The organism is Oscillospiraceae bacterium CM, from assembly GCA_022870705.1.
In the GTDB taxonomy this organism is placed as follows: Bacteria; Bacillota; Clostridia; order Oscillospirales; family Oscillospiraceae; genus Sporobacter.
Map to the genome: position 1 here is coordinate 2,055,886 of CP072107.1, position 23,864 is coordinate 2,079,749.

A 23,864-nucleotide genomic window follows, 5' to 3' on the forward strand; every position below is an offset into this window, starting at 1 on the left:
CGAACGACAAACATTTATCCAGAGAATACATGTCTGGGGGCCGCTGTTGAATACACTATTAAGGCACGTGCGCGTAAAGAGGTCTTTTCCGTGAGAATTCATGCTGTATCACTATTAGGCTCCACCGGCTCCATCGGCCGCCAAACGCTGGAGGTCTCCGAGCTGCTTGGCATCCGCGTTTCGGCGCTGGCGGCTTCCCGCGGGACGCCGCTACTGGAGGAGCAGGTCAGGCGCTTTAAGCCCGCCCTCGTTGCCGTTTATGACGAGCGCGCTGCCTGTGACATGCGTGTGCGCCTGGCTGACACACCTGTCCGGGTCGTGTCCGGTCTGGAGGGGCTAATTCAGGCTGCTGTTATTGAGGAAGCAGACGCCGTTGTTACGGCCGTCGTCGGCACCGTCGGGTTAAAACCGACACTGGCGGCCGCTGAAAAAGGAAAGCGCATCGCCTTGGCAAACAAGGAGACGCTCGTCTGCGCGGGCGAATATGTTATGCAAACGGCGGCGCGATGCCAGGCAGAAATTATCCCTGTCGACTCGGAGCATTCGGCAATTTTTCAGTGTCTCTCCGGCTCGAAGACATTCAAAAAAATCATATTAACAGCCTCAGGCGGGCCCTTTCGCGGTAAATCAGCCGATGCTTTGAGGCACGTCACGTGCCGCGAGGCGCTTTCGCATCCGAACTGGCGGATGGGACCCAAAATCACTGTCGATTCGGCAACACTGATGAATAAGGGCCTTGAATACATCGAGGCGATGCACCTGTTCGGCGCAGCGCCGGACCAGCTCGACATCGTTGTCCACCCGCAAAGCGTCATCCATTCCATGGTCGAGTTTGAGGACCGGTCCGTGTTGGCACAGCTGTCCGTCCCTGATATGTGCCTGCCGATTCAATACGCGCTGACGTATCCGGAGCGCCGGGCGTCACTGACCGCGCCGTTAGATCTCGTCGCCGTCGCGTCACTGACATTTGAAAAGCCGGACATAGTCGTTTTCCCTTGCCTAAAGCTCGCGATGGACACGGCGTCAAGGAGCGGCACGGCCTGCGCCGTCATGAACGCCGCCAACGAAGCCGCCGTTTCGCTTTTTCTAAACGGCAAAATTTCTTTTTACGGTATCTATGAATGTGTCTCGGCCGCGCTGGACACGATAAAAAACATTGAAAATCCGTCCGTAGACGACATTATTAAATCCGACCAGGAAGCACGTCGATATGTCTTTCGGCTGCATCCCTGAGTGTCTCCCCCGCAGAAAGGGTTGTGAATGATGTATATTATCCTTGCCATTCTCGCCTTCGGGCTGCTGATTGTGATCCACGAGCTAGGTCACTTCGCGGCAGCGAAGGCTTTTCACGTCAAAGTCTTGGAATTCTCCGTCGGTATGGGCCCGCGGCTTTTTAAAAAGCAGGGCCGTGAGACGCTGTATACCCTGCGCGCACTGCCCATCGGCGGCTCCTGCCTGATGGAGGGCGAGGATGCGGAAACGGGCGACACACGCTCGTTCACGGCGCAGCCACGCTGGAAGCGCTTTATCATCCTTGTTGCCGGTGCTTTGATGAATTTTCTCGCCGGGGCGCTTGTCATTTTCCTGCTCGTTTCGCAGGCCTCAAGCTTCAGCGGTACAACATTGACAGGCCTGGCCGACGGCTTCCCGCTGCAGGGGGAAGAAGGCCTCCTGCCGGGTGACACGATCGTCTCGATTAACGGCGAGCGCCTTTACTATTTAGAGGATTTTGCCGTTTTTATGAGCCTTGCTAGCAACAAGCCGGTTGACCTCGTTATCAATCGTGGCGGCCGGACGATTCAACGGAACGATTTTCCGCTCGTTTTGCGCGAATACACGCAGGACGGCGAGACGGTCGTGCGCTACGGCGTCACTTTCAACACCATTGAGGCAACAGTGGGCGCGAAGGTGAAATACGCGGCGTACAAGACGATGAACTTCGTCCGCCTCATCCGCGTCAGCCTGTCGATGCTCGTTTCAGGCAGCGCCGGGTTAAAGGATTTGTCCGGCCCCGTCGGGATTGTCTCGGCCATCAATCAGGTTGGGCAGAATCAGTCTGTTCCGCTTTCCGAACGGCTTGCCGACATCGCCTACTTTTGTGCGTTTATCGCCATTAACCTCGCCGTTTTCAATCTCTTGCCCATTCCGGCGCTTGACGGCGGCCGCATCTTTTTTATGGCCGTCACGTTCGTTGTGGAGAAATTGACCCGCAAGCATATTGACCCGAAGTATGAGGGGTATGTGCACACAGCCGGTTTCGTCCTGCTGATGGGGCTCATGCTGATTGTGATGTTTAACGATGTGGTGAAGTTGTTTAATGGTTAAAAAACAAATTCGCGTGGGGGGCGTTTTGATTGGCGGCGGTGCGCCGATTACCGTCCAGTCCATGACGAACACGAAAACAAGCGATATTTCGGCCACCGTCGCACAGATTGGGCGACTGGCGGATGCCGGGTGTGACGTTGTGCGTCTTGCCGTACCCGATCTTTCGTCGGCTCGTGCCCTGGCGGCCATTAAAAAAGACGTTTCATTGCCGCTCGTGGCCGATATTCATTTTGATTATCAGCTGGCCATTGCCGCCGCCGAATCGGGGGCTGACAAAATCCGGATCAATCCCGGCAACATCGGCTCTGATGAAAACATCCGCGCGGTGACGGACGTCTGCCGCCAAAAGGGCATCCCCATCCGCATCGGCGTCAACGGTGGCAGCCTTGAAAAAGACATTCTGAAAGCCCATGGCGGCGTGACAGCCGAAGCAATGCTGGAGAGCGCCCTGCGCCACGTCGCGCTGCTACATCAATTCGACTTTGACGATATCTGCATTTCTGTCAAAGCATCTGACGTTCGGCTGACGATTGATGCCTACCGCCTCCTGCACGAGGCAACGGCATACCCGCTCCATCTCGGCGTCACCGAGGCCGGGACGGCTTATGCTGGGCTCGTCAAATCCGCCGTTGGCATCGGGGCGCTTTTGGCCGAAGGAATCGGCGATACGCTTCGCGTTTCCCTCACCGCCCCGCCGGAGAGCGAGGTGAAGGCCGGGCTTGAAATCCTAAAAGCACTGGGCTTGCGCCGCGGCGGCGTAGAGCTCATCTCCTGCCCGACGTGCGGTCGGACGCGGATAGACCTCATATCGATTGCCGAGGAGGTCGAGCGGCGGCTTTCCGGGCGGAAAACCGAGCTGACCGTTGCTGTGATGGGTTGCGCCGTCAACGGCCCCGGAGAAGCCAGGCGTGCCGACGTTGGTATCGCCGGGGGCGACGGTGAAGGCGTCTTGTTCAAAAAAGGTGAAATCGTCCGAAAGGTTCCGAAAGAAGCGCTTGTCGACGCGTTGATGGCGCTCATCGATGACTGTGAGAAAGAAAAACAAACGGCACACTGAAAGGGAGAGGACTGTTGAGCGAGCAAAATCAGATACCTTTTCTTGAGATGTTCTCGTGCCTTCAGAACGCGGGAGCCTTGGCAGATAAGCTGGCCCAGACCTTTGTTGTCTCGGCTTCGGTGGACAAGGCTAAACGCCTGATGAAAATCACGCTCCTGCTGCCGGAGCCGATTGCACCCGTTGATCTCGGCGTGATCGCCGACGGCATTAAAGCCGATTTCGGCCTCGCCGCCGTTTTGGTAACGCCCGTCTATCCCCGCATCGGCGGCACAGCCTCCAAGAAAAAATCGGAAAAAAAGAAGCCCGAAAGTGCACTTCTCTATGGCCGCGAGCCCGGCGGCAGCATCACCCCGATGGAAAAGGTGACGCTTGACCTCGGCAAGGTGACGATTCGGGGCGACATTTTTGATATCCAATCCCGCGAGATTCCAAAGCGCAAAGCCTGGGTCTTAAGCTTTGATATAACCGACTACACAAGCTCTGTCCGCGTTTCGAAATTTTTGACGGACGAAAACGCGGCGGATGTTGTCGGCCGTATTAAAAAGGGCCTTAGCGTCACCGTCTCGGGCGTCCTCGGCTTTAACCGGTATGACGGCGAGCTGACGCTCGAGCCCACAGGCATTGCAACAGCGTCAAAGGAAAGCCGCACAGATACGGCCGATGAAAAGCGCGTTGAGCTCCACCTGCATACAAAAATGTCTGCCATGGATGCCTTAACCGATACGTCGGACGTTATCCGGCGGGCCATCGCGTGGGGGCACCCCGCTGTGGCCATCACCGACCACGGCGTCGTCCAGTCGTTTCCGGATGCGATGAAGGCCGCCGGTGATAAAATTAAGGTTCTTTACGGTGTTGAAGGGTATTACATCAACGATGTTGACGATAAGACGGCCGTCTTCGGCGACTGCTGCGCCCCTCTCGATACCGAGATCGTTGTTTTCGATATTGAGACAACAGGGCTGTCGGCATTTAATGACGCCATCACGGAAATTGGGGCCGTCATCATGAAAGACGGCGCGGAGCTCAAGCGATTTCAAACGTTTGTCAATCCCGGTCGGCATATTCCCCCGGCCATCACACAGCTGACCGGCATTTCAGACAGTGACGTTTTAACGGCACCCTCGCAGGAGGAGGCCGTGCGCGCCTTTCTCGATTTTGCCGGCACGCGGCCGCTGGCCGCACACAACGCAAGCTTCGATATTGGCTTTATCGATGAGGCCTGCTGCCGATACGGCATCGCCTTCGATCCTGTTTATCTTGACACGCTGGCATTGGCGCGGGCGCTTTTGCCTCAGCTGAAAAGCCATCGCCTTAATCTGGTGGCGGGCTTTTTGGGTCTGCCTGATTTCCGCCATCATCGGGCGTCCGACGATGCGGTTACGGCGGGTCTTGTGCTCGCGCGATTGTTTGAACGCCTCCGCCAAGGCGGCCTTGAGTCGATGGATCAAATCGGGCCTTATATCCAAGCGGCGCGCGCCGGTGCCGCCGTCAAGGGCCGGTTTAAGCCAAAGCACATCATGATTCTGGCAAAGAATCAGACGGGCATCAAAAACCTCTATAAGCTCATCACGAAAAGCCATCTCGAGTTTTTTAACCGATATCCCATTATGCCGAAAAGCGCGCTTCTGGAACACCGGGATGGTCTGCTCATCGGCTCGGCGTGCGAGGCTGGCGAGGTTTTCAGCGCCGTTGCCGACGGGTACGGCCGATTAGAGCAGCGCCGTCTTGCTTCCTTTTATGATTACCTAGAAATTCAGCCGATCTGCAATAATCTTTTCATGCTGTCAGGAGACAGGCCAAAGGCTGGAAACGTTGAGGATCTGCGCAACTTCAACCGCCGCATCGTTGCGCTCGGCAAGGAACTCAACAAGCCGGTCGTCGCGACGGGTGACGTTCACTTCCTTGACCCAGAGCAGGAAGTTTTCCGCCACATCCTCCTGTCTTCCAAAGGCTTTGAGGATGCCGACCGCGACCTGCCGCTCTATTTCCGAACAACGGCGGAGATGCTGGAGGAATTTCAATACCTCGGCGAGGAGGCAGCGTATGCCGTCGTCATAACGAATACGCGGCTTATTGCCGACTGGTGTGACCCCGTTCGGCCGCTGCCGCCTGCCAAAACGCTGTTCGCGCCGAAAATTGACAACAGCGCCGATGATTTGAAAACGATTGTCACAAACCGGATGCGGGAGCTTTACGGCCTTCAACCGCCGGAAATCGTTCTCAAACGGGTTGAGGCAGAATTGGGCGATATTTTAGAGCGTCATTACGACGTTATTTATATGAGCGCGCAGAGGCTTGTGGCCGATTCGCTTGCGCACGGCTATCTCGTCGGCTCGCGCGGCAGCGTCGGCTCATCGATCGTCGCCTACCTTTCGGGTATAACAGAGGTCAACGCACTTCCAGCCCACTACCGCTGCGCCAATTGCGGCCATTCTGATTTCGACGCCGGCAAAGGGTACGGCTGCGGCGCAGATATGCCAGACAATGTCTGCCCCATCTGCGGTGACATCTATAAAAAAGACGGATTTGACATTCCGTTTGAGACGTTTCTTGGTTTCGGGGGCGATAAAGTTCCCGATATCGACCTCAATTTTTCCGGCGAATATCAGGCAAATGCGCACAAATATACGAATGAGCTGTTCGGCTCTGACCATGTTTTCAGGGCGGGTACCATTGGAACAGTCGCTGAAAAAACAGCCTTTGGCTACGTCAAAAAATATTTAGAGGGGCTGGGGAAGCACGTTTCGCGCGCGGAAGAAAACCGTCTCGCGCAGGGCTGCGTCGGTGTCAAGCGGACGACTGGCCAACACCCCGGGGGCCTCGTCGTCATTCCGCAGGATATGGAGATCACCGATTTCTGCCCGGCACAGCACCCGGCAGACGACAGCGGTACCGGCATCATCACAACGCATTTTGAATATCACTGCATGGAGGATAACCTTTTAAAGCTTGACGAGCTCGGCCACGATGACCCAACGATGATTAAAATGCTGGAAGACTTAACGGGCGTGGACGCCCGTGAAATTCCGCTTGACGACCCCGAAACGATGGCGATTTTTAAATCGCCCGAACCGCTCGGCCTTGCCCGGGGGGACGATATCGTCGGTGAAACGGGCTCGATCGGCATCCCGGAATTCGGCACGGGTTTTACACGACAGATGCTGGTTGACACGAAGCCGGACAAGTTTGATACGCTCGTCCGTCTGTCCGGCTTCTCTCACGGGACGGACGTTTGGCTCGGCAACGCCAAGGATATTATCTTAAGCGGCACAGCCACCATCGGCGAGACAATCGGCTGTCGCGACGATATTATGCTCTACCTGATTTCCAAGGGTATGGATGAAAAGCTGGCGTTTAAAATTATGGAGTGCGTTCGAAAGGGCAAAGGCCTTCCGGAGGGGGCCGAGGACAAAATGGCAGCCATCGGCGTCCCCGGGTGGTACATAACATCCTGCAAAAAAATCAAATATCTATTCCCGAAAGCGCACGCCGTGGCCTACGTCATGATGGCTTTCCGCATAGCGTGGTTTAAGGTCCACGAGCCGCTGGCCTTTTATAGCGCCTATTTCTACCGGCGCAGCCAGAAGGACTCTTTCGACGCTGAGTTCATGACGCGCGGGATTGACGTTGTCTCGGCAAAAATCCGCGAGATCAAAAACCTGCCGGAAGCCAAAGCCAAGGAAGAAGACCTCTTAACGACACTTGAGGCTTGTTACGAGTTCTATCAGCGTGGGTTTGAATTTACAGCGGTTGACCTTTACGAATCGGACGCCGTTAAATTCAACATCACGACAGACGGGAAGCTCCGCCCCCCGTTTGTCGCCATCAGCGGCCTCGGCGAGACGGCGGCGTTCGATCTCGTTAAAAGCCGCGGGGGTGGGCGGCTGTTTATCTCGATTGAAGAGTTGTCGCTCTGCTGCCCGAAAGTTTCGAAAACGCATATCGAGCAGCTGAAAAACCTCGGCGCGCTTGGCGTGCTGCCGGAGACAAGCCAGCTGACGCTGTTCTAATACTCTGCTAAAGAATCCTCTACGTGATGACAAAAAGAGACCGGCGGCGCCGGTCTCTTTTAACATTTTGACGTAAAGGTCGGCTTTACGCCCCCGTCTCCCCGCAGCACATTTTCTGTTGACATGACGAGCCGTCATATGTATACTATAGTTGAACAATTGAACAACTGTGGTTTTATTGGAGGAATTCAACATGTGCGCCTATACGGTCGAAATGGATCGGTGCGATTGCAGCACCATTCACGAGGATGTCGTCAGCGACGTCCGCGCCCTGCTGCCCGACGAAATCAGTCTTCTGAATCTCTCCGAGCTTTTTAAAGTGTTCGGCGACTCCACGCGCGTTAAAATTCTCTGCGCGCTTTTAAACGCCGAGATGTGCGTGTGCGATATCGCCGTACTGCTGGGAATGACGAAGTCGGCGATTTCCCATCAGCTTCGGATTCTAAAGCAAGCCAAGCTTGTCAATTACCATCGGGACGGTAAGATTATTTTTTATTCTCTAGCCGACGATCATGTTCGCCATATTTTTGATCAGGGACTTCAACACATCTGCGAATAGTGCTGCAAACGCGTGCTTTGTATGCGGCGTATAGATGAACAGGTTATTTTATTATATCGATTTAGACGAGGGACTGACTATGGACCAGAAAACAACGGGACCCGGCCGGCATATTCTCATTTTGGATGGGCTGAGCTGCAATAACTGCGCGCAAAAAATTGAGGCGCAGACAAGTGCCATTACAGGTGTTTTGACATCGGAAATAAACTTTGCCGCGCAGCGGTTGACGCTCACGGTGTCCGACAAAAAGGCGCTGCCAGGCATCGTCCGGCAGGCGTCTTCCATCATCAATGCAATTGAGCCCGATGTGACCGTATCGTCCGTCGAAAAACAGGCGGCAGATAACGACGAGACAAAAAAAATGCATGTCCGTCAAATAGCTTTTGTGGCGGGGGTCGGTTTTTTTGTCGCTGGTCTCCTCGCAAATTCTAGCAAAACGGCGGCACTGGCGCTTTTTTTGATCAGTTATGTGTTGATTGGCGGCACGGTCGTTATCCGGGCGCTGAGAAACATCCTGAAAGGCGACTTCTTTGACGAAAATTTTCTCATGAGCGTCGCGACAATTGGTGCGTTCGCCATCGGGCAATACCCCGAGGGTGTAGCGGTCATGCTTTTTTATCAGGTGGGTGAAGCATTTGAACATCTCGCCGTTAGGCGCTCCCGCCGTTCCATCGCCGCGCTGATGGACATCCGGCCAGATACCGCAAATTTAAAAATTGACGGCACGCTTCGTCGTGTCGCCCCGGAAGACGTTGCCGTTGGCGATTTAATAGTCGTCAAGCCGGGTGAAAAAATCCCGCTTGACGGGCGCGTTGTTGAAGGCCGCTCGGCTCTTGATACATCCGCCTTGACGGGAGAAGCCCTGTTTCGCGACGTTGAGCCAGGCAGTGCCGTTTTGTCCGGCTCCGTCAATCAAAACGGCCTGCTGACGATTGCGGTTACAAAAGTCTTTGGCGATTCGACCGTTTCAAAAATCCTTGATCTCGTGCAAAACGCCGGCAGCAAAAAAGCGCCAACAGAGACCTTCATCACAAAATTCGCCAGGTTTTATACGCCATTTGTCGTCTTCTCGGCGCTGGCGCTTGCCATTATTCCACCGCTTATTATACCCGGGGCGATGTTCCATGACTGGCTCTCCAGGGCGCTCGTCTTTCTCGTTGTCTCCTGCCCGTGCGCACTTGTCATCTCCATCCCGCTCAGCTACTTCGGCGGGATCGGCGGCGCTTCCCGCAACGGCATTTTGATTAAAGGCGGCAACTATCTGGAGGCTCTCAACACCATCGATACGGTCGTTTTCGATAAAACAGGCACCTTGACGAAAGGCGTTTTTGACGTGACGGAAACAACCTGTGCAAACGGCTGGTCGGAAGCGGCACTACTTGATATGGCCGTGCACGCCGAGAGCTTTTCAAATCATCCGATTGCCGTCTCGCTTCAAAAAGCTTACAGGCAACCCGTCCGCCCGGAACGGGTCGGGGCGCATGAAGAGCTCCCCGGTCTCGGCGTCCGCGTCACGGTGGACGGCAGGCAGGTCCTCGCAGGCAATGGCAGGCTTATGGCGTCGGCGGGAATTGACTGGCAAGTAAGCACCGTACCGGGAAGCGTCGTTTATGTGGCGGTTGACGGCGTTTTCGCCGGGTCTATCGTCATCGCCGACACGTTAAAGCCGGATAGTCGGCAGACCATCAAAGACCTTAAAACCCTCGGCGTCCGAAAAACGGTTATGCTGACAGGTGACGTCAAGGCTTCCGGCGAGGCTATAGCCGCAAGCATCGGCTTGGACGCGGTGGTGACAGACCTTCTTCCCGCGCAGAAGGTGGCACAGCTTGAAGCCCTGCAACAGGAAAAGCAGAAAAGCAAAACGCTCGTTTTTGTGGGAGACGGTGTGAACGACGCCCCGGTACTCGCGCGGGCCGACGTCGGTGTTTCGATGGGTGCGCTCGGCTCCGATGCCGCCATTGAGGCCGCCGACATCGTCCTGATGACGGATGAACCCTCAAAGCTCGTTTCGGCAATCCGGATAGCGCGCCGGACGCGGGCCATCGTCTGGCAAAACATTATTTTCGCACTCTCGGTGAAGGCCGTCATCCTTCTTCTCGGGGCATTGGGGTTTGCGACTATGTGGGAAGCCGTGTTTGGCGACGTCGGCGTGGCACTGCTTGCAATTTTAAACGCCATGCGCGCCATGCGTTTGGAACAATGAGTTCGGCGCGTTCGATCACCTGTAAAGTTTCAAAAAAAGGGAAATATCGTTTCATACCAGAGCCGACGCGTTTGGTTTAGACATCAAGGCGGTATTCAAGATCGTTCATAGGAGGGTTAATATGACAGAAACGGAATTGCTCGGCATACTAAAAAGCCGCTTTGAAGCAAATATGAATCGCCACCAGAACATTTACTGGCCCGATATGCTGAAAAGACTTCAACTCTACCCCGAAAAGCTTCGCTCCTTGGAAACTATGGAGCGTACCGGTGGCGAACCGGATGTTTTGGAGCTTGATGGCGCGACCGGTGAATACATCTTTTATGATTGCTCACCGGAAAGTCCTATCGGTCGGCGCAATGTTTGTTATGATGGTATTGGCCAGCAGGAGCGGATTGAAAAAGGGGTTTTTCCAAAGGGCAATGCCATAGATATGGCCGCTTCCATGGGTATTGAGCTTTTGACGCAAGAGCAGTATAAGCAATTACAGAAACAAGGAAATTTTGATACGAAAACCTCAAGCTGGCTGATGACACCGGAGGACATCAGAAAGCTTGGCGGCGCAATTTTTGGCGATCGCCGATATGGCCATGTCTTTGTTTATCATAATGGCGCCCCCTCATTTTATAGCAGTAGAGGGTTTCGCGGCCGCTTGCGGGTTTAGCGCCTAAAAAAACAATATGATGCCGCGTACCACGCCGATGTATTGACTTCGCCCGTTTTTGTCGGCTTGTTGCATATTCCGAAACAAATAATGCCGCGCATCACCACTGAAGATATTCCCAGCGTTAAGCCCAGCGATGAAAAATCCATGTCCATACGTTGAAAGTCCTAATTCTAAAAGGTTTTCAACCAAATATACAAGAAAGGCTGACTCATAAGAGCCAGCCTTTCTTGTATGAAAACGGTGTTTTAATTTGGTGGAGGAGGGTGGATTCGAACCACCGAAGTCGGTGACAACAGATTTACAGTCTGCCCCCTTTGGCCACTCGGGAACTCCTCCATATTCAATTTGGACGGAAGACGAAATGGAGCTGGTGGACGGATTCGAACCCCCGACCTGCTGATTACAAATCAGCTGCTCTACCGGCTGAGCTACACCAGCACACCCTTGCCGTCAGTGAGGTTAATGATAGCAAAACAGCCCGGTGTTGTCAACAAAAAGTTTTAACCCACCCGATTCCTTTCTCCATTTTTCGCATCAGAAAAATGTATGCCGGATCATAAGCAAACATCTGTTCCATATTTCGTTTATATTGCTTAATTTTTACAGACGAAAACACCCCGCTGCCAGCCTTTTTGCTTGATACGATCCCATAAGCATTGGATTACTCATTTTTTATAAGAATCTCTTTTTTTATTCATATGTGTATGCTATAATACGTTGGTTAACCAAATCACACTCTATCCGCAGGAAAGGCAGTCATATGTTTAAAGAACTCGTATCAAAAGTTTTTGGCACGCACAGTATGCGCGAGCTCAAAACCATTGCCCCGCTTGTTGTTAAAATCGAGTCTTATGAAGAGGAATACAAAGAACTGTCAGACGAGGCCTTAAAGGCCAAGACGGCTGAATTTAAAGAAAGACTTGGCAGCGGCGAAACGCTTGACGATATTCTGCCGGAGGCATTTGCCGCCGTGCGAGAGGCTGCCGACCGCGTTTTAGGTCTCAGGCCGTATAAGGTCCAGCTCATCGGCGGCATCGTCCTCCATCAGGGCCGAATTGCCGAGATGAAAACCGGTGAAGGCAAAACGCTCGTCGCTGTTTTGCCCTCCTACTTAAACGCGCTTGCCGGCAACGGCGTCCACATAGTCACCGTCAACGATTATCTCGCCCGGCGTGACAGCGATTGGATGGGCAAGGTCCACCGGTTTATGGGTCTGTCCGTCGGCCTCATCGTCCACGGCTTGTCAAGCCCGGAACGGCGCGCGGCATACGCGGCGGACATCACCTACGGTACCAACAACGAAATGGGCTTTGACTACCTGCGTGACAACATGGCGCTCTACAGCCAAAACATGGTGCAGCGCGGCCATTCCTTTGCCATCGTTGACGAGGTCGACTCCATTTTGATCGACGAGGCCAGAACACCGCTTATCATTTCCGGTCAGGGTGACGAATCGACGGATATGTATACAAAGGCTGACGAGTTTGTCAGCAAGCTGAAGAAAAAAGTCTATGCCTCCATCGACGAGAAGTCACAGGAGGATGAGGATATTGACGAGGATTACGTCGTCGACGAAAAAGCCCGAACCGCGACGCTGACGGCCAATGGCATCGCTAAGGCCGAACAGTATTTCGGGCTTGAAAATCTATCAGACCTTGAAAACAACACGCTTTCCCACCACATCAATCAGGCCGTCAAAGCCCACGGCATTATGCAACGCGATGTTGACTACGTTGTCAAGGACGGTGAGGTCATCATTGTCGACGAATTCACCGGCCGTTTGATGTTCGGGCGCCGTTATAACGAGGGCCTACATCAGGCTATCGAGGCCAAGGAGCACGTCAAGGTCGCCCATGAGAGTAAAACCCTTGCCACGATCACCTTTCAGAACTATTTCCGCCTGTATGACAAGCTCTCCGGCATGACCGGTACGGCGCTGACCGAGGAAGAGGAGTTCGGCGCTATTTATAATCTTGATATCATCGAAATTCCAACAAACCGCCCGCTTTTGCGTATTGACAACCCTGATGTCATTTACAAAACTGAAAACGGCAAGTATAAGGCTATCATCAATCAGATTGACGACTGCCATAAAAAAGGCCAGCCTGTCCTTGTCGGCACCGTCTCTATTGAAAAGAGCGAGCTCTTATCCGCCATGCTGAAAAAGCGCGGCGTTCCGCATAATGTTCTCAACGCCAAGCACCATGAGAAGGAGGCCGAAATTGTCGCGCAGGCCGGAAAGCTCGGCGCTGTCACGATCGCAACGAATATGGCCGGGCGCGGTACAGACATTATGCTCGGCGGCAATGCCGAATATATGGCGAAAAACGATTTGCAAAAAGCGAATATCTCAGACGAAGTTATTGTCGAAGCCACCGGTTATGCCGAGACAGAGGACGAGCGCATTCTTGAAGCCCGCCATCTTTTCGTATCAAGTCTTGAAAAACATAAAGCCGTTACAAGCGCCGAGGCCGAAAAAGTGAAAGAGGCGGGCGGCCTGTTCATTCTCGGCACTGAGCGCCATGAGTCCCGCCGAATTGACAATCAGCTCCGCGGCCGCGCCGGCCGCCAGGGCGACCCCGGTGAAACGCGGTTTTATATCGCCTTGACGGACGATATTATGCGCTTGTTCGGCTCCGAACGCATTATGGGCATGATGGATTCTCTCGGCCTTGACGAGGACACGCCCATCGACCAGAAAATTCTCTCCAATGCGATTGAGCAGGCACAGAAAAAGGTTGAAAGCCGTAACTTCCAGTCGCGCAAGCACGTTTTGGAATATGACGACGTCATGAACACGCAGCGCACACTCATCTATGAGCAGCGCCGCAAGGTTCTTGACGGCGAGGATATCAAGGCAAATCTGCAGGGTATGATCGGCGAGGTGATTGACGCGACGCTTGCCGGCAGTTTCGGCGAGCATGGCAGCCTGTCCGATCAGGCGGAACTTGACGAGCTTGTCAAGCCGTATGAACAGCTGTTTTTAAATAAAGGTGACCTACCGCAGCTGTCTGAAACAAAGAAAATCAGCCGCGACGAGCTTCGTGACCTTTTATATGATAAAGCCATTGCCGCCTATGAGGCAAAGGAAAAGGATCTTGGTCTCCTGCCGGGGACAGACGCGCTGCTCATGCGTGAGCTCGAACGCGTCATCATGCTGCGTGTTGTTGACGAATACTGGATGGAGCATATTGACGCTATGGAAGAGCTTCGAGACGGCGTCCGTCTCCGGGCCTACGGGCAGACAAACCCTGTTGACGAATATAAGCGCGAGGGCTACGACATGTTTGAGGCCATGATCGGCGGCATCAAGGAAGAAGTCGTCCGCCGGATATTTGTCGCGCGCGTCAAAAAAGAGCAGACGCTGGAACGCAAGAGCGTTTCTAAAAACGCCAGCGCGGTTGAAAACGCCGGAGGCGACGATTCCGTCAAACAGCAGCCGGTTAAAAAAGGCGCAAAAATTGGCCGGAACGACCCCTGCCCCTGCGGCAAAAAACGCTCAAACGGTTTACCGATGAAGTATAAGGACTGCTGCGGCAGAAACGACTAAATTATGTCATTTGCAGAGAAAAGCGCGGGCGGTATCCCTTTTATGACGTCGTCGCTTCTACCTGTCACCCATGCCTTTACAACGCGCGGCGGCGGTGTCAGCCACGGTATTCACGCATCGTTGAATCTCGGGCAGAATGTCGGGGATGACCCGGCTGCCGTCCGGGAAAACTATCAGCTCCTTGCCGCATCCCTTGGCCTTCCAGCCGGCGGCTTTGTCTTTTCCCGGCAGGTGCATGGGGCCGAGGTTCGCCTTGTCACAAAAGAAGACCGCGTGGATGTGTTCCAGCCTGTCCCGTTTGAGGCTGACGGGCTCGTCACGGCGGCCATAAACGTGCCGCTCGTTATCTTCACGGCGGATTGTGTCCCGATGTTACTATTTGACCCCCAAGAGTACGCCGTCGGTGCCGTTCATGCGGGCTGGCGCGGGACGACGGCAGACATTGCCGGTGCGGCCGTCCGGAAAATGGCCGCGAGTTTCGGGACGCACCCGGAAAATCTCCGGGCGGCCATCGGGCCTTGTATTTCTCAATGCTGCTTTGAAACGGGGAAAGATGTCACCGTCGCTGTTTCAGCCCTTCTCGGCCCAGCCGCGTCTAATTTCATCCGAGCAGATGACGGCATGTTTAACGTCGACTTGAAAGGTATTAACACGTTTCTTTTACGCCGCGCGGGGTTAAAGGCGGAAAATATCGACGTTTCGCCGGAATGCACGGCCTGCGCCAACACAAAATACTGGTCCCACCGTGTCACGAAGGGACAGCGGGGCAGTCAGGCCACCGTGATCATGCTGAAAGGAAGCGCTCATTGAAACGGCATTTTAAAAAATCGCTTGCCCTGCTGCTTGTCGGCGCCCTTTTGGCGGCGACGCTGTCTTCCTGTGCGTCATCATCCAAATCATCAGACGATCCGGCGTCCAGCGCCTCCCCCGGCGTAACGGCGGGCGCTTCAAATGCCTCCGACCACGTCTTCACGGTTCGGTATAACGCGGGCCAAACGCTCAATCCAATTACGGGAACTTCGCCGGATAATATGGCGCTGGCACCGCTGATGTATGAGGGGCTCTTTGTTCTGAATGACAAAATGGAAGCCGAGTCCGTCCTATGTGACAGCTTTTCAACATCATCCGACGGCAAAACATATACCATCAAGCTAAAATCCGGCGTCGCCATGAGTGACGGGTCAACACTCAACGCGGCCGACGTCAAGTATTCACTAAACTGGGCCAGTCAACTCGGCCGTTTTGCCGGTCGCTTTGGGGCTCTTTCAGGCATCTCAACAGTTGACGCCCTCACGCTGAAGATCACGCTCACAAAAGCAAATTATAAGCTGCCAGAGCTTTTAGACGTGCCGATTATTAAGAGCGGCGCTATCAACAGCACCCACCCGGCGGGCTCTGGCCCCTATTACTATGATGATACTGGCTCGGCGCATCTCGTCGCCCTTACCACATATCGCGATGCCGCTAAAATTCCTGTTTCTGAGATCTATTTAAAGGACTGCACGAACTCAGACCTGTCGGTTGAATTTTCCTCGCAAACCGTCGACATGTTCTGGGACGATCCGGCTGACGCCTCAGAAATCAACATTTTAAACGACCATGAAATTCGCTATTATAATACGACAATTTTGCAGTATGTCGGCTTTAACCTGCATAACCGCGTCTTGTCAAACGCGAAAATCCGCAACGCTTTTTCGCTTATTATTGACCGAAAAAGCATCGTGAGCGCCGTTTACAACGGCCATGCCCTTGCCGCACCGCTTATTTTAAGCCCGAATTATAAGTTTTACGATACGGCTTGGGAGCCGCAGATTACCGATACGCTCAGCGAGCTGTCCAGCATTTTCTCATCGCTCGGGATGCGTGATGACGATACAGACGGTTTCCTTGAATTCCCGAGCTCTGGCAATACGCTTGTTCCCTTTAAGCTCACCTTCATCGTCAACGGTGATAACAGCTACAAGGTCGCCGCAGCCCAACAGGTCGTCGATTCGCTTAAGAAGGTCGGCATCAATGTTGAGCTCAAGCCGCTTTCTTGGAGCGCTTATGTCGAGGCTTTAAAAAACGGTAATTTTGATATGTATTACGGCGATGTCTATCTGCCCGCCGATAATGACCTTTCCGCGCTATTGGCACCCGGCGGTTCGGTTGATTACGGCCACGCCGGGACAACGGCCTGCCAGACGCGAATCAACGCATTATTGGCCGCGTCGGACGAGGAAACTGAAAAAACGGCGGCCGCACAGCTGTGCGCTTATGTCGATTCAACCGATCCGATCATCCCGATTTTATACAGGCAATATACCGTCCACGCCAACAGAAATGTTATAAGCGGTTTAAACCCGACGCAGTCCGATATTTTTTATGGGCTGACGTCTTGGAAAATCAATCTCAGCTGACCAGGGGAAGGGGCAACTATGCACGTCTACAGATGCTACACAGAAAAAAGGCCCGGCTATGATATTGAAGCTCAAGGCCTTTCCGTCGACCTGCGCGATTTTCTCGGTTTAAAAGACCTTCAGGCCGTTCGAATTTTTAACCGATACGACGTTGAAGGTATAACGGAAGATATCTATAATAAAGCGCACGGCACTGTCTTTTCCGAGCCGCAGGTTGACGATTGTTATGACGAAGCGTTGCCCGCTTTTACCGGCGAATACTGGGTTCTAGGCGTCGAGGCCCTCCCCGGGCAGTTTGACCAGCGCGCCGATTCCTGCGCGCAGTGCATCCAAATGCTCACATGCCTTGACCGGCCTGCCGTCAAAGCGGCAAAAATCTATGTGTTTGTCGGTACTCTCAACGAAACAGATAAAAACCGCCTGTCTGATTATCTCATTAACCCTGTTGAAACGCGCCGTGCCGGTCTTGAAAAACCTGAAACACTGTATCAGGAAACGATTGTTCCGGCACCCGTGGGCGTTGTGAGCGGTTTTATTGACGCCGACGATGCAGTGCTTTCGCGCCTGCATGACACCTTTGGGCTGGCTATGGACATGGACGATCTGCGCTTTATGCAGGCCTATTTCCGCCGGACTGAGCAGCGCGACCCGACCGAGACGGAAATCAGGCTGATTGACACATACTGGTCCGACCACTGCCGCCACACAACCTTCGGCACACATTTTGACGATATCAAGATTGAGGACGAGGCCGTTTCCCGCGCCTATACCAGATACAAAGACCTCCGAAACGAGGTTTATGGCGACAACGCGGCCAAGCGCCCTGAAACGCTGATGGACATCGCGACCATCGCGGCCAAAGCGCTTGCCAAGCGCGGCCTTTTGAAAAATATCGACGTCTCTGATGAGATCAACGCCTGCTCCATTCATGTCGATGCGACAGTCAACGGTGAAACGGAAGACTGGCTGCTGATGTTCAAAAATGAAACACATAACCACCCGACCGAAATTGAGCCTTTTGGCGGTGCTGCAACGTGCATCGGCGGCGCCATCCGCGACCCGCTCTCCGGCAGAGCCTATGTTTATCAGGCCATGCGCGTAACAGGCTCCGGCGACCCGCGCGTTGCGCTTATGGACACGCTGCCCGGCAAACTCCCGCAGCGTAAGCTGACGGTGACAGCCGCACAGGGCTATTCTTCCTATGGTAATCAAATCGGCCTGGCAACCGGGCTTGTTCACGAGTACTATCACCCCGGCTATGTCGCCAAACGCATGGAGATTGGTGCCGTTGTCGGTGCCGTTCGGGCGAAGGACGTTGTTCGCCTGACGCCCGCCCCCGGCGATCAGGTTTTGCTGCTTGGCGGCCGGACAGGCCGCGACGGTATCGGTGGCGCGACGGGGTCCTCCAAGACGCACAACGATGCCTCCCTTGTCACGATGGCTTCGGAGGTTCAAAAGGGCAACGCGCCGGAAGAGCGCAAAATCCAGCGCCTGTTTCTTGACCCGGCTGTCACGGCCATGATCAAGCGCTGCAACGATTTTGGCGCGGGCGGCGTTTCGGTTGCCATCGGCGAACTGGCCGACGGTCTGTCGATTGACCTTTCCCGTGTCCGGAAAAAATACGACGGCTTAACCGGTACGGAAATTGCCATTTCCGAGTCACAGGAACGCATGGCGGTCGTTGTGGCACCGGAAAATGTCTCAGCTTTTATTGAAAAAGCAGCCCAGGAGAATCTCGAAGCTTACGTCGTCGCTGAGGTGACCGAATCTCCCCGCCTTGTCATGCGCTTTGAGGGCAAGGTGATTGCCGATTTAAGCCGTGAATTTCTGGCGTCCAACGGCTCTGAAAAGCATATCTCGGCCGTTGTGCCGCCGCTTCCGGCGGAGCAAGCCGATTCATCTAGTGCAGCCCTAGGCGAACGCTTTCTAGCGCTTGTCGGCAGCTTGAACGCCTGCTCCCAGCGCGGCCTGATTGAGCGCTTTGACAGCTCTATCGGGGCCGGCAGCGTCTTAATGCCATTTGGCGGCAAAACGCAGCGCACACCGACGCAGGTGATGGCGGCGCTCCTGCCTGCTTTTTCTGGGCAGACATCGACTTGTTCTGCCATGTCCTTCGGTTTTGACCCGTTTTTGTCTGCGCAAAACCCCTTTGAAGGGGCTAAAACTGCTGTTGTGACCTCAGTCGCCAAGCTTGTTGCGGCCGGGTGCGACCCCGACGCCGTTTATCTTTCGTTTCAGGAGTATTTTGAGCGCCTGCGGCACGACGCTGTCCGTTGGGGCAAACCGCTGTCCGCCCTTCTCGGTGCCTTAGAAGCGCAGATGGACTTGGAGCTTGCCGCCATCGGCGGCAAAGACAGCATGTCCGGCTCCTTTAACGAGCTTGACGTGCCGCCGTCTCTCATTTCATTTGCCATCGCGCCGAATGACGCGTCGCGCGTCCTATCCCCTGAATTCAAGCAGCCCGGGAATGCCGTTGTCCTCTTCAAAGCCGGGCGGACGCTTTCCGAAACGAAACAAGTTTGGAAAACCGTCCATCAGCTAGCCGGGCGCGGCGTTATTGTCTCAGCTTGGGCCGTCACAAGTGGCGGTATTGCCGAAGGTCTCTTTAAAATGGCACTCGGCAATCAACTCGGCTTAACGGCGGACTTGGGCTTAGACAGCGATACCCTTTTTTCAGCGCCTGTTGGATCAATTATTGCGGAAGTGACCGGCCCTGTCGACAGGGCTCTGCCTCTTGGTCGCGTTTCCGATACCCATGCACTCGTTTTTGCGGCTGAAACGATTGAGCTTCAGCCCTTATGTGTGCACTGGGAACAGACACTTGAGGACGTTTTTAAAACGAAAACCGGTGAAACGGCGTCTGTTCCAGCTGTCAGTTTTCGAGACAAGTGCCTTCTCACGCCAAAGCAATCGTTTGCCAAGCCGCGCGTGGTCATCACCGCTTTTCCCGGCACCAACTGTGAAATTGATACAGCCCGTGCCGTGATCGCCGCCGGCGGTATTGCTGACACAAGACTGGTTCGCAACTTAACGTCATCTTTTTTGGAAGAGTCTGTTGACGCTGTTGAAAAGGCGATCCGGAACAGCCAGATAATTATTCTGCCCGGCGGTTTTTCCGGTGGCGACGAGCCGGACGGGTCTGCGAAATTTATTACGGCCTTTTACAAAAATCCGCGCATAACGGATGCCGTCCATGATCTTTTGTACAACCGTGATGGTCTCATGCTCGGCATCTGCAATGGTTTTCAAGCACTCATCAAACTCGGGCTCGTTCCCTTCGGTGAAATCCGGCAGACGGACGCGGCTTGCCCGACGCTGACTTACAACCTGATTGGCCGTCACCAGTCCAGATACGTTTATACGCGTGTCGCGTCCGTGCACTCGCCATGGATGAACCTCTGCCAAGTAGATGACGTGCATGCGATTCCCGTTTCCCACGGCGAGGGGCGCTTTGTTGCCTCTAATGAGACGATAAAGGGCTTGCTTGCCAGCGGGCAGCTCGCCACGCAGTACTGCGATGCTTCCGGCACGCCGTCGATGGACATTCTTGTAAACCCGAACAGTTCAGTTATGGCCGTTGAGGGCATTACAAGCCCTGACGGGCGCGTTTTTGGCAAGATGGCGCATACCGAGCGCCGCAACACATATGTCGCGAAAAACATCCTCGGCAATAAGCATCAGCCTATTTTCGAAAGCGGTGTTCGTTACTTTATCTAAATACCGCGGGCGAAACGGCATTTTTCTATGAGTACCGGTTATTCCGGAACGGGAGGACGCCATGACAGACAGAAATTTGATTGAAAAAGCTGCCAATGCCGTGAAAAACGCTTATGCCCCTTACTCACGTTTTGCCGTCGGAGCCGCACTGGAGTGTGAAGACGGCACTGTTTTTACCGGCAGCAAAATTGAAAACGCCGCGCTGGAGTGTACACTTTGTGCTGAACGAGCCGCCGTTGCCAGTGCCGTCAGCGCCGGTCACCGTAGCTTTAAGCGCATTGCCATCTATGCTGATACGAACGCCTATTGCTTCCCATGCGGCACCTGCCGTCAGGTTTTGTGGGAATTCTCGCCGCGGATTGAAGTGCTTTGCTCGCGTTCGGACGGGCGGTACGTCAGCTATCCGCTGACGGCCTTGCTGCCGGAGCCGTTTGGCAAAGAGCAGATGGACATGTAATTTTGTTCTATTTGCTAGCATCTTGTGGTATTTGTCATGAAATTGTAACACAATCGGCTTTACACACTGCTAAAATTTGTTATAATATTGTTGTGTATCTATCGTGAGCGCATTTGATTATGCATAAGGAGGGCATCGTGATGGACGGATATACGAGAAAATTTGATGTCGTGACAACAAGAACCGAGACACGCGAAATACTCTCCTCGGTTTATGAATCACTGCGTGTTAAAGGCTACAATCCGGTCAACCAGATTGTCGGCTATATTTTATCTGAAGACCCCACCTATATTACAAATTATAACAACGCCCGCAGCCTCATCTGTCGTCTCGACAGGGACGAGCTCCTGCAAGAGCTCGTTAAATTCTATCTGGAAAAATAACCTGGCCGCAATCTTCATCACATTTTAAGACAGCCGATGACACGTCATTGGCTGTCTTTTTATCTTTTCAGGCGGCATTTATGTCCTTATTGTATAATTTATACCAATCATATCATGCTTTGACAGTGACATTGTCTATATTGACCGGAATTGGTGCTTTTTATATTGACAGCTGGGAAACAATGTGTTACAATTCCGTTACAATCATAGAAAGGGGGCGAAGTATGTCCACAGCTACGGCAGAATCAGTTTTAGAGTATAAAGGTCATCCGCTCAGACGCAAGGATAATCTCATTTATTACGGCAGCATGTCCGATAAATATATAATCATGCTTCAGGTCACGGAAACGAAAAAGGTTAAAGATATGGACGTGGCGACGAAAATCATCGTGCAGCTGCAGCTCACGGATCCCGATTTAAAGTCACGTGACAGGGTCGTTAAAAAAAGCGAGAAAAATAGCTTGTATGCGGCAATAGATGTTGCCGCCGTCTGGCTTGACAGGGCATTGAATTCAAAATAAGCGCAATCGGAAAGGTGTGATGTGTTTTGCGATTATTCAAGAAGCTTTTCGCCGTGCTGATGGTCTTATCGGTCCTGTTAACAGCACAATACATAACAGCCGCAGCCGGCAGCATTGCCTATGGTGCAGCGACCGTTTCCGCCTCCAGTCTCAACATTCGCTCGGGGCCGGACACGTCATATCCAATCGTTGCAACCGTTGCACATAACGAAAGGGTGGTCGTTCTCGAGCAGACGAGCAGCGACTGGTACCACGTCAATTATAACGGGACCGCCGGGTACGTCGCGACGATGTATCTGTCGAACGTTTTAAAAGCGGAAAATTTTAATGCAACCGGCAGCGTTACAGGTGACAGCGTCTCCATGCGCGCAACACCCTCAACATCGGGAACTTTACTGTGCAGCTGCAAGAACGCCACGGTCGTCAGTGTCATAGGCATCAATAACGGCTGGTATAAAGTCAAATATAGCGGTAAAACGGGTTATATCCGCTCTGATTTTGTGAGCATTGTGGCGACGCCTTCAGCAACGCCTACGCCGTCCGGCACAACCGCCGCGGCTCAGACAGGTGCCAACAACGTCACAGTGACGCAGCTTTCCTCCGAGCAGCTCTCGGCCCGCCAGGTTCTTGTTGACTTTGCCACGCAGTATGTCGGTTACAACTATGTTTATGGCGGCGCGTCTCCTTCGTCCGGTTTTGACTGCTCCGGTCTTGTTTACTACGTTTTCCGTCATTTTGATTATAATGTCAACAGGACGGCATCGAGCCAGTTTAAAAATGACGGCACGTCCGTAAAGAAAGCAGACCTGCAGCCGGGTGACCTTGTCTTCTTCTCCTCAAACGGCGGGCACAGCGTGACGCACGTTGGGATTTACATCGGCAACAACAAATTCGTCCATGCCTCAACGCCCAAAATCGGCGTCGTTATCTCTAGCCTTGACAGCGCCTATTACACGCGTGTCTGGTACGGCGCTAAACGCGTGATGTCTTAACCTAAACGTTTCCGAATTTATGAATTAAGCGGTGCAGGTATAACCTGCACCGCTCTTTTTTCATGAATTTATAGCGTTTTGTCAAGTATGTTTTCAATAAACGCTGTCACTTCTCCGACTGTCTTATACCCGTAAATCGTCTCATCTGTAATGACAATACCGAATTCCTCTTCCAGCATCATAATCATCTCAACAAGATCTAAGGAATCGGCGCCGAGATCCGCAACGATATCCGTGTCCTGCGATATTTTGCTGATATCCAGTTCAAACTGCGATGCCAACAGCTCCCGCACTTTGTCAAGTACCATTTTGCCGTACCCCCTCTTATCTCCATTCCCGATACGTCGGCTGGCTGTTCGTCTCTCCGCCTTTGCGTTCATAGGCGACAACAATGCGTCGGTTTGGCTCCGTCCCGACGGAGTATGTTGTCACATTGGCAACTTCCTGCAGTGCCGTATGGATGACATGGCGCTCATAGGAGTTCATCGGTTCAAGCGTCATATTCTTTCTATATTTGACGACCTTGGCGGCAACTTTTTCGGCAAGGCGCTCCAGCGCCTCGTTGCGGCGCTCTCTGTAATTCTCCGCGTCGATGCTGACGCGGACGTGCGCGGCATTACCACGGTTGATAACATAGTTGGTCAGATGCTGTATGGCGTCCAGCGTTTCGCCGCGGCGGCCAATTAACGCCCCCGGGTCTTCCCCGGTCAGCGTGACGGCCAGAGTCCCTTCCGCTTCGGCAATTTCGGGCGTTGCTTTGACGCCCATCCGAACAAATAAGCCCGTTAAAAACGTCTCAACGTGCTCGGCGCTGCTGGTAACGCTGTCAAATGTGACACGGACAACGGCCGGCGTACTTTTCAGTCCGAGAAATCCGGCTTTTGCCCGCTCGACGATTTCAACGGATACTTCGTCGCGCGACAGCCCGAGTTGATCCAGCGCCGACTGGATCGCATCATCCTCACTTTTTCCAGTCACTTCAATTGATTTCAACATCCCAGTCAGCTCCTTCAGCGCCCAAGGG

Annotated in this window: 17 protein-coding genes and 2 tRNA genes; 15 read left to right on the top strand and 4 right to left on the bottom strand. The window is 53.6% G+C overall.

Annotated features, from left to right (window positions below; translation table 11 throughout):
* The first annotated feature begins 90 nt into the window (after nt 1-90).
* The 7 genes from IZU99_10125 (at nt 91) to IZU99_10155 (ending at nt 10,818) form a co-directional block, all read left to right on the top strand.
* Entirely contained in the window at nt 91-1,233 is a 1,143-nt protein-coding gene (locus IZU99_10125; GenBank protein ID UOO37587.1) for a 1-deoxy-D-xylulose-5-phosphate reductoisomerase, read from the top strand.
* A 27-nt stretch (nt 1,234-1,260) separates the two neighbouring features.
* Complete coding sequence (locus IZU99_10130; GenBank protein ID UOO37588.1) at nt 1,261-2,325, top strand: site-2 protease family protein; 1,065 nt, start codon at nt 1,261-1,263, stop codon at nt 2,323-2,325.
* Nucleotides 2,318-3,382: a flavodoxin-dependent (E)-4-hydroxy-3-methylbut-2-enyl-diphosphate synthase gene (ispG, locus tag IZU99_10135; GenBank protein ID UOO37589.1), complete on the top strand. Its 1,065-nt coding sequence runs from the start codon at nt 2,318-2,320 to the stop codon at nt 3,380-3,382. Before IZU99_10130 ends, ispG begins: the two co-directional genes overlap by 8 nt.
* A 47-nt stretch (nt 3,383-3,429) precedes the next feature.
* Nucleotides 3,430-7,392, top strand: coding sequence for a PolC-type DNA polymerase III (locus IZU99_10140; protein UOO38814.1), 3,963 nt, complete (start codon nt 3,430-3,432; stop codon nt 7,390-7,392).
* A gap of 193 nt (nt 7,393-7,585) precedes the next feature.
* Nucleotides 7,586-7,951: a helix-turn-helix transcriptional regulator gene (locus IZU99_10145; GenBank protein ID UOO37590.1), complete on the top strand. Its 366-nt coding sequence runs from the start codon at nt 7,586-7,588 to the stop codon at nt 7,949-7,951.
* A gap of 34 nt (nt 7,952-7,985) precedes the next feature.
* The gene (gene cadA, locus IZU99_10150) at nt 7,986-10,154 is read left to right on the top strand and encodes a cadmium-translocating P-type ATPase (protein ID UOO37591.1); all 2,169 of its coding nucleotides are present in this window, start codon (nt 7,986-7,988) and stop codon (nt 10,152-10,154) included.
* Between the two features lie 121 nt (nt 10,155-10,275).
* Entirely contained in the window at nt 10,276-10,818 is a 543-nt protein-coding gene (locus IZU99_10155; GenBank protein UOO37592.1) for a DUF4256 domain-containing protein, read from the top strand.
* Nucleotides 10,819-11,072: 254 nt separating this feature from the next.
* Here IZU99_10155 and IZU99_10160 read toward each other — a convergent pair.
* Nucleotides 11,073-11,157: transfer RNA gene (locus tag IZU99_10160), tRNA-Tyr, on the bottom strand.
* Between the two features lie 26 nt (nt 11,158-11,183).
* A tRNA-Thr gene (locus tag IZU99_10165) sits at nt 11,184-11,259 on the bottom strand.
* A gap of 322 nt (nt 11,260-11,581) precedes the next feature.
* Here IZU99_10165 and secA point away from each other — a divergent pair.
* The 8 genes from secA to IZU99_10205 all read left to right on the top strand — a co-directional run bounded on the left by secA (nt 11,582) and on the right by IZU99_10205 (nt 22,840).
* Nucleotides 11,582-14,371, top strand: coding sequence for a preprotein translocase subunit SecA (gene secA, locus IZU99_10170; GenBank protein ID UOO37593.1), 2,790 nt, complete (start codon nt 11,582-11,584; stop codon nt 14,369-14,371).
* Nucleotides 14,372-14,374: 3 nt separating this feature from the next.
* Complete coding sequence (gene pgeF / locus IZU99_10175; GenBank protein ID UOO37594.1) at nt 14,375-15,181, top strand: peptidoglycan editing factor PgeF; 807 nt, start codon at nt 14,375-14,377, stop codon at nt 15,179-15,181.
* On the top strand, nt 15,178-16,770 hold the full coding sequence (locus IZU99_10180) for an ABC transporter substrate-binding protein (GenBank protein UOO37595.1): 1,593 nt from the start codon (nt 15,178-15,180) through the stop codon (nt 16,768-16,770). The genes pgeF and IZU99_10180 overlap by 4 nt, the downstream gene beginning before the upstream one ends.
* Nucleotides 16,771-16,788: 18 nt before the next feature.
* Nucleotides 16,789-20,487, top strand: coding sequence for a phosphoribosylformylglycinamidine synthase (locus tag IZU99_10185; GenBank protein ID UOO37596.1), 3,699 nt, complete (start codon nt 16,789-16,791; stop codon nt 20,485-20,487).
* Between the two features lie 61 nt (nt 20,488-20,548).
* Entirely contained in the window at nt 20,549-20,944 is a 396-nt protein-coding gene (cdd, locus tag IZU99_10190; GenBank protein ID UOO37597.1) for a cytidine deaminase, read from the top strand.
* Between the two features lie 140 nt (nt 20,945-21,084).
* Nucleotides 21,085-21,327, top strand: coding sequence for an IreB family regulatory phosphoprotein (locus tag IZU99_10195; protein ID UOO37598.1), 243 nt, complete (start codon nt 21,085-21,087; stop codon nt 21,325-21,327).
* A 224-nt stretch (nt 21,328-21,551) separates the two neighbouring features.
* The gene (locus IZU99_10200) at nt 21,552-21,848 is read left to right on the top strand and encodes a hypothetical protein (protein UOO37599.1); all 297 of its coding nucleotides are present in this window, start codon (nt 21,552-21,554) and stop codon (nt 21,846-21,848) included.
* 26 nt (nt 21,849-21,874) lie between these two features.
* Entirely contained in the window at nt 21,875-22,840 is a 966-nt protein-coding gene (locus IZU99_10205) for an SH3 domain-containing protein (GenBank protein ID UOO37600.1), read from the top strand.
* A 68-nt stretch (nt 22,841-22,908) separates the two neighbouring features.
* Here IZU99_10205 and acpP read toward each other — a convergent pair whose 3' ends face one another.
* Nucleotides 22,909-23,148, bottom strand: coding sequence for an acyl carrier protein (gene acpP, locus IZU99_10210; GenBank protein UOO37601.1), 240 nt, complete (start codon nt 23,146-23,148; stop codon nt 22,909-22,911).
* A gap of 16 nt (nt 23,149-23,164) precedes the next feature.
* A complete protein-coding gene (locus IZU99_10215; protein UOO37602.1) occupies nt 23,165-23,836 on the bottom strand; it encodes a protein jag in 672 nt (223 codons plus the stop codon).
* Between the last annotated feature and the right edge of the window lie 28 nt (nt 23,837-23,864).

Bases quoted from the DNA above. Each gene is read 5' to 3' on its own strand.
- secA (UOO37593.1), top strand. From the start codon at position 11,582: ATGTTTAAAGAACTCGTATCAAAAGTTTTTGGCACGCACAGTATGCGC.
- IZU99_10200 (UOO37599.1), top strand. From the start codon at position 21,552: ATGTCCACAGCTACGGCAGAATCAGTTTTAGAGTATAAAGGTCATCCG.
- IZU99_10185 (UOO37596.1), top strand. From the start codon at position 16,789: ATGCACGTCTACAGATGCTACACAGAAAAAAGGCCCGGCTATGATATT.
- IZU99_10140 (UOO38814.1), top strand. From the start codon at position 3,430: ATGTTCTCGTGCCTTCAGAACGCGGGAGCCTTGGCAGATAAGCTGGCC.
- IZU99_10145 (UOO37590.1), top strand. From the start codon at position 7,586: ATGTGCGCCTATACGGTCGAAATGGATCGGTGCGATTGCAGCACCATT.
- acpP (UOO37601.1), bottom strand. From the start codon at position 23,148: ATGGTACTTGACAAAGTGCGGGAGCTGTTGGCATCGCAGTTTGAACTG.
- IZU99_10195 (UOO37598.1), top strand. From the start codon at position 21,085: ATGGACGGATATACGAGAAAATTTGATGTCGTGACAACAAGAACCGAG.
- IZU99_10155 (UOO37592.1), top strand. From the start codon at position 10,276: ATGACAGAAACGGAATTGCTCGGCATACTAAAAAGCCGCTTTGAAGCA.
- cdd (UOO37597.1), top strand. From the start codon at position 20,549: ATGACAGACAGAAATTTGATTGAAAAAGCTGCCAATGCCGTGAAAAAC.
- cadA (UOO37591.1), top strand. From the start codon at position 7,986: ATGAACAGGTTATTTTATTATATCGATTTAGACGAGGGACTGACTATG.
- IZU99_10130 (UOO37588.1), top strand. From the start codon at position 1,261: ATGATGTATATTATCCTTGCCATTCTCGCCTTCGGGCTGCTGATTGTG.
- ispG (UOO37589.1), top strand. From the start codon at position 2,318: ATGGTTAAAAAACAAATTCGCGTGGGGGGCGTTTTGATTGGCGGCGGT.
- pgeF (UOO37594.1), top strand. From the start codon at position 14,375: ATGTCATTTGCAGAGAAAAGCGCGGGCGGTATCCCTTTTATGACGTCG.
- IZU99_10215 (UOO37602.1), bottom strand. From the start codon at position 23,836: ATGTTGAAATCAATTGAAGTGACTGGAAAAAGTGAGGATGATGCGATC.